General features: G+C 69.1%; 8 protein-coding genes. 3 read left to right on the top strand and 5 right to left on the bottom strand.

All coding sequences use genetic code 11. The features are described 5' to 3' along the window. Position 1: 1 nt before the first annotated feature. Positions 2 to 2014: an ADP-ribosylglycohydrolase family protein gene (locus BLU38_RS08450; RefSeq protein ID WP_091522898.1), complete on the top strand. Its 2013-nt coding sequence runs from the start codon at positions 2 to 4 to the stop codon at positions 2012 to 2014. Between the two features lie 190 nt (positions 2015 to 2204). Next, the gene (locus BLU38_RS31630; protein WP_091522894.1) at positions 2205 to 2768 is read left to right on the top strand and encodes a CGNR zinc finger domain-containing protein; all 564 of its coding nucleotides are present in this window, start codon (positions 2205 to 2207) and stop codon (positions 2766 to 2768) included. A 674-nt stretch (positions 2769 to 3442) separates the two neighbouring features. On the opposite strand, the gene BLU38_RS08435 is transcribed toward BLU38_RS31630, so the two are convergent. Genes BLU38_RS08435 through BLU38_RS08420 form a run of 4 tightly spaced genes read right to left on the bottom strand, consistent with a single transcriptional unit; the run spans position 3443 to position 9527 of the window. After that, positions 3443 to 5080: a DNA repair helicase XPB gene (locus BLU38_RS08435; RefSeq protein ID WP_091522888.1), complete on the bottom strand. Its 1638-nt coding sequence runs from the start codon at positions 5078 to 5080 to the stop codon at positions 3443 to 3445. Between the two features lie 54 nt (positions 5081 to 5134). Continuing rightward, positions 5135 to 6454, bottom strand: coding sequence for a hypothetical protein (locus tag BLU38_RS08430; RefSeq protein ID WP_157683309.1), 1320 nt, complete (start codon positions 6452 to 6454; stop codon positions 5135 to 5137). 10 nt (positions 6455 to 6464) lie between these two features. Beyond that, positions 6465 to 8651: a helicase-associated domain-containing protein gene (locus BLU38_RS08425; protein ID WP_091522878.1), complete on the bottom strand. Its 2187-nt coding sequence runs from the start codon at positions 8649 to 8651 to the stop codon at positions 6465 to 6467. Positions 8652 to 8687: 36 nt separating this feature from the next. After that, entirely contained in the window at positions 8688 to 9527 is an 840-nt protein-coding gene (locus BLU38_RS08420; protein ID WP_091522875.1) for a hypothetical protein, read from the bottom strand. A 326-nt stretch (positions 9528 to 9853) separates the two neighbouring features. On the opposite strand from BLU38_RS08420, the gene BLU38_RS30805 reads away from it, so the two are divergent. Further along, positions 9854 to 10447 (top strand): hypothetical protein, encoded by a 594-nt coding sequence (locus BLU38_RS30805; protein WP_157683308.1) that lies wholly within the window; start codon positions 9854 to 9856, stop codon positions 10445 to 10447. A gap of 156 nt (positions 10448 to 10603) precedes the next feature. Here the strand turns inward: BLU38_RS30805 and BLU38_RS08410 are convergent, their stop codons facing one another. After that, positions 10604 to 11845, bottom strand: a complete 1242-nt coding sequence (locus tag BLU38_RS08410) for a PQQ-dependent sugar dehydrogenase (protein ID WP_231920242.1) — start codon at positions 11843 to 11845, stop codon at positions 10604 to 10606. Between the last annotated feature and the right edge of the window lie 20 nt (positions 11846 to 11865).

Raw genomic sequence — 11865 nt, 5'->3', positions numbered from 1 at the left:
CATGACAGACCTGCGCGTGCGTAACGCGGAGACCGCAGCCTCCCTGGTGTTGGACATCGGGGGTGAGGACTACTACGACCGGGTGTACGGCTGCTGGCAGGGCAAGAACGCCGGCGGGACCCTCGGCACACCGTTGGAGAAGGCGTTCGGCGAGGACGAACCGTTCGACGTGTGGTGGTATCCGGAGCTGAAGGAAGGCGGACTGCCCAATGATGATCTCGAGATGCAGCTGGCCTGGCTGAAGGCGGCCGAGGAGGTCGGGCCCGAACTGACCGCACGCGACATGGCCGGCTACTGGCTGGATCACATCGGCTACAACTTCGACGAGTACGGGCTCAGCAAGGGCAACCTCCGGCTCGGTCTGGAGCCTCCGGTCAGCGGAAGCCACAACAACTGGTTCATCGACTGCATGGGCTCGCCGATCCGTTCGGAGATCTGGGCCTGCATCGCGCCAGGAGCGCCACGGATCGCCGCCCGGCTGGCGATCCAGGACGCCATCTGTGATCATGCCGGCGGCGAGGGCGTCAACGGTGAGGTGTTCAACGCTGCTGTCGAATCGGCAGCGTTCGTGGTGCAGGACCGGCAGACCTTGATCGACATCGGGCTGTCCTACATCCCCCGGGCCAGTGCTTCCGCGAAGGCCGTCCGCGCTGTCCTCGATGCCCACCGAGCGGGTCTGGGCTGGAAGGCGGCACGGGAGGCGGTCCGTCGAGCGACCCCGCACTATGTCGCCCAGTATTCGCCGATCAACCTCGGCTTCCAGGTGATCGGTCTGCTCTACGGTGACGACTTCGGCGACGGGATCTGCAAGACCGTCAACTGCGGCTACGACACCGACTCCTCCGGTGCGGCGATCGGTAGCTATCTCGGCATCCTCTACGGCAGCCGTAGGCTGCCAGCGAAGTGGGTGCAGCCGCTCGGCGACACCATTGCCACCAACGAGTCCTGGGGTGGGGTCAAGCATCTCTCCGACAGCATCCGCCCGGTCCCGCAGACCCTCGACGAGCTGGTCCGGCGGATCAGGGTGGTGGCCGATCGCGTACTGCGCCACCATCGGCTGCTCGACCCGTCCGGACGACTGACGCAGACCGAGGCCGATCTCTACGCCGACAAGGATTTTGCGGACGAGTTGGCAGCCAGCAACGCCGTGGTCACCGTCCCGGGCCGAACCATCGAGGTCAAGATCAACTATCACGGCAGCCCGGTCCTGCATCCGGATCGGGAGCGGACGGTGACGACGGAGTTGATCAATCATCGCGAGGAGGCCCTCGACGTGACGGCCGAGTTGGCGCTGCCGGCCGGCTGGGCGACGGTGCCGGCTCGATCAATGACGTTGCTGCCCGGCGATTCGATCGCGCTCGACTGGCAGCTGCCATCCGTGCCGCGTGCCCTGATCGACAACAGCAACCGGCTACGGCTGGACCTGCGCGTCGAGGGCAGACCGACACCGGCACCGGTCCCGTTCGTGCTGGTCGGTGGCGTCGCCCAGCAACTCAGCCAGGTGCAGCCGCTGACCGGGTCGGTGTCATCGGCGCTGACCGATCCGTTTCCCGCCGAGGAACTGGCAGCCGACGGCAGCCGGCCGGGGGAGTGGCAACAGCGTTCGGTCGCCGGTCATGACGCGGAGCTGGCGTCGGTGTTGACCGGCCCTGGCGTGCTGTACCTACGGACCTATCTGCAGTCGCCCGACGCCCGCCGTGTCCGGCTCGGAGTTGACGCGTCGATCGCCAATCGGGTCTGGCTGAACAACGTCCCGATCGCGACGGTCGAGGAGGGTCGGCCGGTCCGGCCCAGCCTGAATGCATCCTCCGGCCCGATGCAGACGGTCCAGCTCGAGCAGGGCTGGAACGAGTTGTTGATCAAGCTGGTCCGCGGAGATGATCATGACGGACCGGTCGACTGCTTCATCCTGATGTCCAGCGACGACCGGCTGCGCGCCGTGCAGTACGACGTCGGCCGGACCCGGCTGCCCGAGGACGACGCGTCGGCCGAGGCGACGGGCACCAGCGGCTAGGGAACCACTGATCTATTCGGGCTGCGGCTCGCGCTGCACGTCCGCTCGCTGCGTTGCACTCGTGTGCCAAGTGCTGCGGGCGCGCATCGCGGGTCCGCAGCTCGGCCCGAACGGACCAGTATCTCCCTAGCCCGGACCGCCCCCCTGCGCTGCCTCGGATGTCCACCGACGACATCGCTACGATGGTGTGATGCAGGCTGCCGAGAACGGGTTCGACACGTGGGCTCCGCCTGCCGCAGCGATCGTGCGCGACTTCGTCAACAGTTACGAGCCGCAGGTGGACGCCGAGAGCTTCGACTCGCCGACCGCCCTCCGGGACTGGTTCGCCTCCCGAGGGCTCGCCTCGGCGTCGGTGCGGTTCACCCTGGATGACCTGCACGCGGCCACGCGACTCAGAGAGGGTGTGCGCGCGTTGCTGATGACCCATGCGGGCTGCGATGCAGACACCGGAGCGCGTGATCAGCTCGACAGGCTGCTGGCGCGGCTCCCGCTCCGCGTCGGCGTCGACGATAGCGGGGACCTGGCGATCACGGGATCGGGGACCGGGTACGAACGGGCCGTCGCAGGCATCGTCGAAGCGATCTTCCGGTGCCAGGCCGGCGGCGATTGGAGTCGGCTGAAGGCTTGCGCCCGCGAGACCTGCCGATGGGCGTTCTACGACGCGTCCCGCAATCACGCCAGGCGCTGGTGCTCGATGGCCGGCTGCGGCAACTACATCAAGATGCGTCGGCGAGCGGGCACCAGCAGCAGGTGAGCGGGAACGGTCGGCGTCTCAGCCGATCAGTATCCGTGCCAGCAGGAAGACTCGCGCCCCGGCGCGGTCCGGCTCCGCCGTCGGAGCGCTGCCGACCTGGCCCGAGGGCGGCTCATCGTCAGGCGACGGTTGCCAACGCCAGCCTCCGACCCGTTCGGCGAGTGGTCGATCCCGCCTCGTCGGGTTCTCGTCGCGGCCCGTCGGCGCGGGATCCTCATCGAGGTCGGACCCGGCGCGCCGTGCGGCTGCTGGATCGTCGACTGTCGGGCGTGCGACACCCACCCGTGCAGACATCAGGGCCCCCTCTGGGCTCATTACACCATCTAAATGGTTTAGCTGGTGTAATGAGGTTCGCAGATCTCTCGACACCGGTCAAGTGGTTTTGGTGGTGTCGCCGCGAGCGCAGTGACGAGGGGCCGTGTGACCGACTCCGGCGTGATTCTCTCGACGCCGTATCCACGAGGACCTCGGAGGCTGTACCTCAACGGGACGGGAACCGGGAGTCGGTCCGTGCCTCGGGGGATGCTCAGACGCCGCGGGTCCGGCTGCTCCGGTCGGCCGAGCAGACGAAGCACACCGACCGTTTCCGTGATCGGGCGCGTTGTGTCAAGCACACCGCTGCCGACCGCACGATCAGTCCGGCGTGCTTGACAGCTGCTTCGCCAGGGACGAGGTCAGGTCGCGTCGGCGGCGTCCAGGATCCGATAGGCGTAGCCCTGCTCGGCCAGGAAACGCTGCCGGTGTTGGGCGAAGTCGGCGTCGACGGTGTCCCGGGCGACGACGGCGTAGAAGCGAGCGGTCAGCCCTTCGCCCTTGGGGCGAAGCAGCCGCCCGAGCCGCTGGGCCTCCTCCTGGCGGGAGCCGAAGGCGCCCGACACCTGGATCGCCACCTCGGCACCGGGCAGGTCGATGGAGAAGTTGGCCACCTTGCTCACCACCAGCAGATCGATCTCGCCGGACCGGAACTCCTCGTACAGCTTCTCCCGCTGCTTGACCGAAGTCTCACCCTTGATCAACGGAGCGCCCAGACGCTCGGCGAGTTCGTCGAGTTGATCAACGTACTGGCCGATCACCAGGGTGGGACGGCCGCGATGCTTGGCGACCAGATCGACGACGGTCGCGGTCTTGGACTCCGCAGTCGCCGCCAGCCGATACTTCACGTCCTCCTCGGCGATCGCGTACGTCATCCGTTCCTCGTCGGTGAGCGTGACCCGGACCTCGACGCAATCGGCGGGGGCGATGTAGCCCTGCGACTCGAGATCCTTCCACGGTGCGTCGTACCGCTTCGGGCCGATCAGGCTGAAGACGTCGCCCTCCCGGCCGTCCTCGCGGACCAGCGTCGCAGTCAGCCCGAGTCGGCGGCGGGCCTGCAGATCCGCCGTCATCCGGAACACCGGTGCCGGCAACAGGTGCACCTCGTCGTAGACGATCAGGCCCCAGTCCCGGGCGTCGAACAGTTCCAGGTGCGGATGCACGCCGGCTCGCTTGGTGGTGATCACCTGATAGGTCGCGATGGTGACCGGCCGGATCTCCTTCTTGGCACCGGAATACTCGCCGATCTCGTCCTCGGTCAGGGAAGTCCGGCGGACCAGTTCGTCGCGCCACTGGCGGGCCGACACGGTGTTGGTGACCAAGATCAACGTGGTCGCCTTGGCCGACGCCATCGCCGCCGCGCCGACCATCGTCTTGCCTGCACCACAAGGCAGAACCACGACTCCGGAGCCGCCGTGCCAGAACGACTCCGCCGCATCCTTCTGGTACGGCCGCAGCTGCCAGTCCTGCTCGGTCAGGGCGATCTCGTGAGCCTCGCCGTCGACATAACCGGCCAGGTCCTCGGCCGGCCAGCCGAGCTTCAGCAGCACCTGCTTCAGGTGGCCGCGTTCGGACGGGTGCACGATCACCGTGTCCTCGTCGATCGGTGCGCCGATCAGGCCCTTCACCTTGGCGCTCTTGCACACCTCGGTGAGGACGGCGCGGTCGGTGCTGACCAGGACCAGGCCGTGCGTCGGATGCTTCTCGATCCGGAGTCGTCCGTAGCGGTCCATCGTGTCGGCGACGTCGACCAGCAGCGAACTCGGCACCGGATAGCGGCTGTAGCTGAGCAGGACGTCGACGACCTGCTCGGCATCATGGCCGGCGGCGCGGGCGTTCCACAGGCCGAGTGGGGTGAGTCGGTAGGTGTGGATGTGTTCGGGGGCGCGTTCGAGCTCGGCGAAGGGCGCGATCGCGATCCGACAGGCTGCCGCGTCGGGATGGTCGACCTCGAGCAGCAGGGTGCGGTCGGACTGGACGACGAGTGGACCCTGATTCATGCGTGGAGAACCTGATTCGTTCAGAGGGTGGGGAGTGCCACCACGCCGTACGGTTCAGCGGCCGGGTGAGGCGCTGGGGGCCGGTGACGCAGTGGAAGATTCGAGCCTACTCGGGTCCGACGACGGAGTCGGGGCGAAGGCGCGGCCGTGCGGTGTCGGTTCGGTCGACGGTCGCGTCGACTCCGACGGCTCGGAGGAGGGCTCTGCGCGGTTCCGATCGCTCGGGAGGAGGCCCGGGAGCAACCCGGCCCCATCCCGATCGGACTCGGCGCGCTCGGATTCGTCGGTCGCCTCGTCGGTCGGTGACGGGTCGCCGGTGGGCGACGGAGACGGATCGCCGTTGGGATCGTCCGGCTTGCTGTCCGACGGCGGATTGTCCGACGGCGGATTGTCCGACGGCGGGCTGTCCGACGGTGGGCTGTCCGAGGAGGGAGGATCGCTGGGCGGCGACGTGGGCGTCTCGGTCGGCTCCGGGCGTTCCGACGGGGTTTCGACCGGCGTGGACCGCGGGTCGGTGCTCGGGGAGGACGAGGTCGGGGCGGGTGTCGGGGACAGGGTCGGTCGAGGAGCGCCCGTTTGGGGCTCGGTCTGGGACGGCTGCCGCCCGGCGTCCGGCTCGGGGGCGGTATCGGACTGCTGATCCGCCGTGTCCGACTCCGCCGTGTCCGACTCGGCCGTGTCGGGTTTCGGACCGTTGTCGGTCTTCTTGCTCGGGCCGGTGTTCTTCTGCGGTCCGGTGTTCTTCGTGCTCGGTCCGGCGTTCTCGGTGTCGGGCTGCGACGTCCGATCGTCGCCGGAACCGTTGCCACCGACATCGGGTTGCGGACCGGCCGGACCCGCCGGCCCGGACGCTTCAGGCCGCGCCACCATCACCGATTTGCTGTGGGCGCTGCGGTTGCCCGCGGCGTCGAAGGCCCAGACCTGGACGAAGTGGTCGGTCATCCCGTCGTTGAACCAGTCGATCGTGAGCTGGGTGCCACCGGTCTCGCCGGCCTTGATGCCGTTCAGCGTGACGCGGAAGTAGGCGATCTCCTCGCGGTCGGCCATCGGATCCCAGCCGACCGTGACCGTCTGGTGGGTGGCGGAGATGACGTGCAGACCCGAGACCGCGGAAGGCGGAGTGATGTCTCGTGCTCCGGCGTCGGCAGAGGACGACGACGTCGGAGCACCGGAGTTGTGCGAACCACCGGATCCCGAGCCTTCGGAGGACTGGCTCGCAGGGCTGACGACAGTTGATCGGCCGGCGTCCGGCGCTGCCGGTGAGGCCGCCGGGCGCTGTTCGAGAGCTGCCCGGTCGGCGATCAACCAGATCGCGGCCACGCCACACAAACACAAGACGACGATCAAGGTCCTTCTGATCGCCGTCTCCCCCATTGGCGGCAGTCTAGATGGTCCGGGGTTCACTTCGCGCGGCGGAGATTCGGGAGACCGGAATCGAGACGATCTCGTTGGACTCGGCGTCGATGGCTCGGACGATCCCGTCGCCGACCGTGATCGGTCGCAGGGTCCGCCTGGCCGGCGTACCGTCGGCGCTGACGATGGTGACCTCGACGACGTCCTCGGTGCCGGCTGCCTCGGCCAGGATGTCGAGTCCGTCGCTGGTGGGTGGGGGTGGCAGCCGCTGCTCGGCGGCGAGGATGGCGGCGGCAGCCTCGTCGGGTGTCGCGGCGGCCGGTCGTCCGGGCGCATCATGCCGGACCGGTGCGCGGCGTCGTGGCCGGGTGGTCAGCAGTCGGCCTTCGTTGTCCTCGGCAGCCGGTTTGAGACCGATGTCCTGCAGTGCGGTGACCACTTCGTCGGGGTCGGCGGGCGACACCACGACGCCGGGCGCGATCTGTCGCAGCTGCAATCGGGCAGCCGACGGGTGGGCCAGGATCGCCGCCTGCTGGGCAGGGTCCTCGATCCGCAGATAGCTGCTGGCGGCACCGACCCGTACCGTGCCGTGCTGCCGGGCGACGTCGTCGATCAGGTAGCGCAGCGGCTGCGGGATGCCGGTGCTGGAATGCCGCTCCAGCCACTCGCCGATCTCCAGGGCAGCCCAGCCGGCATCGAACGCGCGGCGTACCGAGGACTGGCTGAAGCGATAGACCGCTCCGCCGCCGCGGGATTCCTGATCGGCGACCAGGCGCAGGGTGCCGGCGACCCCCGCCTCCAGTGGACCTTGGGCGATGGCGGTCAGATCGGACTGGACGATGACGTGGTCCAGCGGTTCGGGGAAGAGCCGGCGCAGGTCGTCGGGCAGGTCCCGTTCGCAGGCGATCACCGGGAGCAGGTCGGAGACCGCGCCGAGGGCGACCAGTCCGAGCCAGCCGGCCTGCTGCCAGGTCTGCTCGATCAGTTGCCGGAGTTGCTGGCCGTTGCGCGCGGCCGCTGGGCGATGCCAGCCGACGCCGTCGGCCAGTCGCCCGGCGTCCAGGACGGTGCCGATCTGGGCGCGGGCGGCGAGTCCGAGCAGCAGCCGACGATTCTCCGGAGCGCGGGCCGCGATCGCGTCGGTCGCCAGCGGGTGGCTGCCCGGTTCGGTGGACAGCTGCCGCTCGGTGTCGCGCCAGGCGGTGGCCAGTCGTTGCCAACGGTCCGGTCCGGGTTCGGTGACCCAGAGGTCGTAGTCGACGGTGGGCAACAGGGTGATCCGGTCAGCGGTGCCGATCAGTCCGGCGGCAGCAGCGAGTTCGAGCAGGAAACCGGTGTAGTCGACGCGGCCGTCGACGGTCCGGGACAGGGCTTGGACGTCGCGGGTGGACAGCCCACCGTCGCGGAGCAGCCGGCGCGGTGTGCTGTCCAGGTCGGCGATGATCAACTCGGCATCGTGCACCAGTTCGTGGGCGGCACCGGCGGCGGCCGATCGGACCACTGCCGGCGACCGGGTCGGTCCGGTCAGTTCGGGCGGTTGCGGTGCGACGGGTTCGCCGGGCAGCAGCCAATCCGACTGCTGTGAGCGAAGCCGCAGCGCGACCTCCCGGGACAGGATCACGGTGTCGCGGTCCAGCGGCCGCAGCAGCCGTCGGGCGAGCAGCTGCTCGATCGGCGATCGGGCAGCGCTGACGGTGATCGTCCGATCGGCGTTGCGGACGGTTCCGGTCGGCGGGCCCCAGAGCAGTCGGTCCAGGACCGGCCGGACCTGGTCGCCGCAGGCTGCCAACGCCTGGTCGATCTGCTCGTCGCTGAGCGGTTGCGGCGAGCGGGGTGCCAGGCCGGCCGGGTAGTTGCCGAAATGATCTCGAACGGCCCGGACCAGGTGCAGTTCCCGGTCGTCGCCCCACAACAGCGCCTGTCGGCGCAGCAGGTCGACGGCCGGGGCGATCTGCTCGGGCGCGGAGTCCAGCAGGTCAGCGATCTGCTCGACGGTGCTGCCGTCGTCCAGGACGGCGAGGGTCTCGACGACGGCGAGTTGCCAACCGTTCAGTCGGTCGATGGCTCGGTTGACCGAGGTGGAGGTGGTCGCCTGGGACACCAGTTCGGCGATGTGCCGAGGCAGCGGGTAGCGCAGATCGGGCCGGAGGCGGAGCAGCTCGGCGAGTTGATCTTGGTCGAGGGTGCGCAACGACTCCGACAGGGTCCGAGCCGTCACGACGAGTACCGAACGGTCACGACGAGTACCGAGCTGTCACGACGAGTACGGGGGCCGCGGGGGATAGCCGCCGGTGGGTGCCCCGCCCTGCGGACCTCGCTTCAACTCGTTGTTGACCAGGACCAGGGTGAGAACGATCATCAGCGCCGAGCCGAGCACGCACCAGCCCTGGGCCGTACGGAACCAGTCGCCGAACGATCCGTAATTGGCCAACGTGCTGCCGACGGTGATCATCAGGATCACGGCGCCGACGACGGCGTAGCCGATCAGGATCGCGCGCTTGGCGTAGCGAGCACGCAACGACAGCAACAGTCCGGCCACGAAGGTGAGCGGCGAGACCACGACGATGATCGACAGCGCCAGCGCGATGATCGCGCCGGGCGGCGTTGCTCGCCACAGGCTCGGTGGCCGCTGTGGGGCGGGGGAGTTCGGTCCGGGCCCGAACCAGCCGGGCGTTCCGGGCGCGGGCATGTTGCCGACCGGGTGGGGAGCACCGGACTGCAGCGCGACCGGTGCTGCCGGATCGATCGGTACGCCGGCCGGCGGACCCCAGGGGCCGGGTTGGCCGACCGGTGGACCGGAAGGCGGACGCCAATGGGCGGCGCCCCAGGCGCCGCCGCTGTTGCCCTCGGTCATGGTGCCGGAGTCGACCTCGAACGGCGTACTCGGGTCGCGTTCCTCGGTGCTGCGTTCGGGATCCAAGGTCGCCAGTGGCGCGACCGGATCATCGGGGTTGCCGAACTGGGGGCGTTCGGCCGGAGCGTAGGGCAACGCAGCCGGCGGCGGCGCTTCGCCCAACGGCGGCACGTCGGGGACCGTGAACCGCTCCGGCGCCTCGAGCGGCGCGTACTCCGGTCCGTCCTCCCAGGTGGCCATGCCGATCAGTCTAGTGTCGCGCGACCCCCGACTCATCTCCGTACGACGTCATCTCGCCGCGACCCATCTCGCGCGACCGAGCGTCTCATCCCGTCTCGCGCGACTCGGGTCTCCGGCCACGTGGCGTCCGACGGTGCATTGTCGACAGAACTCAAGAACTGCCGGGGATACGGTCCACGATCGGCCAGCGAACCGCAAAGGTCGTCTTGGATCGCGCCGATCTGAGAATTCGCGGCGGCTGCTGGTCGGTCGCTGACCCATTGGCTGCCTAGTTTGACCGGAGGCGGTGGGACTGCTGCCGCCTGCCGATCAGGAAGGAACAGTTCATGTCGAACGACCCACGTGAAAACCTGAGTGACGACGACCCCAACTCCGGCGGCTCTGAGGGCGGTTTCGGCGGTAACGAGTCCGGCGGTTCGGAGGGCGGCTTCGGCGGCGGCTCCGACGGCGGCAATTCGGAGGGCGGCTTCGGCGGCGGCTCCGAGGGCGGCAACTCGGAAGGCGGCTTCGGCGGCGGTTCTGAAGGCGGCGGTTCTGAGGGTGGCGGCTTCGGCGGCTCCGAGGACGGCGGCTCGCAGGGCGGCGGTTCGGAAGGCGGCTTCGGCGGCGGTTCTGATGGCGGCGGTTCTGAGGGTGGCGGTTTCGGCGGCGGCTCTGAGGGCGGCGGTTCTGAGGGTGGCGGCTTCGGCGGCGGCTCTGAGGGCGGCGGTTCTGAGGGCGGCGGCTTCGGCGGCGGCTCTGAGGGAGGCAACTCGGAGGGCGGCTTCGGCGGCGGCTCCGAGGGCGGCGGTTCTGAGGGAGGCAACTCGGAGGGCGGCTTCGGCGGCGGCTCCGAGGGCGGCCAGTCCGGTGACTCGGAGGGCGGCTTCGGCGGCGACTCCGAACAAGGTGGCTCCGAAGGCGGCTTCGGCGGCAACTGAGTCGTCACCTCCCGGTCGTTCATTCACATCGAATGCGATGACATCCGGCTCTGCTGTGTTGGTCCCCCCGTCGCAGCGCACCGGGTGTCATCGCATTCTGGTCTGAGGCCCCGTCGGCTTCAGGAGATCCCGGGTGGTTCCAGGATCCCGGGGGTTTCAGGAAACTTGGAGCAGCAGCAGCCGATCGTCACCGGCTCCGGGATCGGCGCGTCCGTCGGTATTACTGGTGCTGACCAGGATGCTGTCGGCGTCGACGGCAAGCACGCTGCGCAGCCGTCCATGATCACCGTTCAGGAAGTCCTGCGGAGCGGCCACCGGTTCGGCGCCGTCGAGCGGGATCCGCCAGAGCCGTTCGCCCTGTAGTGCGGCCATCCAGATCGCGCCGGCCGCGTAGGCGATGCCGCTGGGGGAGTCCTCGTCGGTGCCCCACTGCGCAACCGGGCCGGTGAACCGTCGATCGTCGGTACGTCCCTGGGTGTCCGGCCAGCCGTAGTTGCGGGCGGGCTTGATCAGGTTGAGTTCATCGGCGCTCTTGTCGCCGAACTCCGAGGCCCACAGCCGGCCGGCCGGATCCCAGGCCAGCCCCTGGACGTTGCGATGCCCGATGGACCAGATCACAGAATCCGGATCGGGATTGCCCGGTGCCGGAGCACCGGACGCCGTCATCCGCAGGATCTTGCCGCCGAGCGAGGACTTGTCCTGCGACAGGGACGGTTCACCGGCCTCGCCGGTGGAGGCGTACAGCCGGCCGTCCGGCCCGAACGCGATCCGACCACCGTCGTGATGCAGGCCGTGCGGGATGTCGGACAAGATCACCTTCTGGTGCGACAGCTGACGGCCGTGATCGGCCCGCGGATCGTAGGTCAGCCGCGCGATCCGGTTGTCGTCGGCGGTCGAATAGTAGACGAAGATGTGCCGGTCCGAGCCGAAGGTCGGCGACACCGCGATCCCGAGCAGTCCCGCCTCGCCACCGGAGGTGACGTTGGACACCGCATCGTCGATGGTGCCGATCACCGTACGGCCGCCGGTCGCGAGATCGATCCGGGTGATGGTCCGATCGTCGCGGGAGGTCATCAGCAGATCGCCGCCCGGCAACAGGGCCAGTCCCCAGGGCACGTTCAACCCGTCGGCGATGGTGCGTTCGATCCGCACCGACCCGGTGGCCGATCCCGCGGTGGCGCGAGCAGTCGGCGACCCGCTCGGTGAAGCCGACGGTTCAGGTGAGTCGGAAGCCGACGGTGACGTCTTGGCCTCGGGAGTGTCCGGACTCGCGGCCGACGACGCCGCGACCGAGGGTGACGGATCCGCGGCGCCGGATCCCGAGGTCGAACACCCGGTCAGCAAGCTGCCCGACATCAGCCCGCCGATGATCATCAACCGCACACCCCGGCGCCTCATGCACCCAGGGTACGCAGCCC

This window comes from Microlunatus soli (assembly GCF_900105385.1).
Taxonomy (GTDB): domain Bacteria; phylum Actinomycetota; class Actinomycetes; order Propionibacteriales; family Propionibacteriaceae; genus Microlunatus; species Microlunatus soli.
The sequence above is the reverse complement of the archived record's forward strand: the minus strand, read 5'-3'. Positions and strand labels throughout refer to the sequence as shown.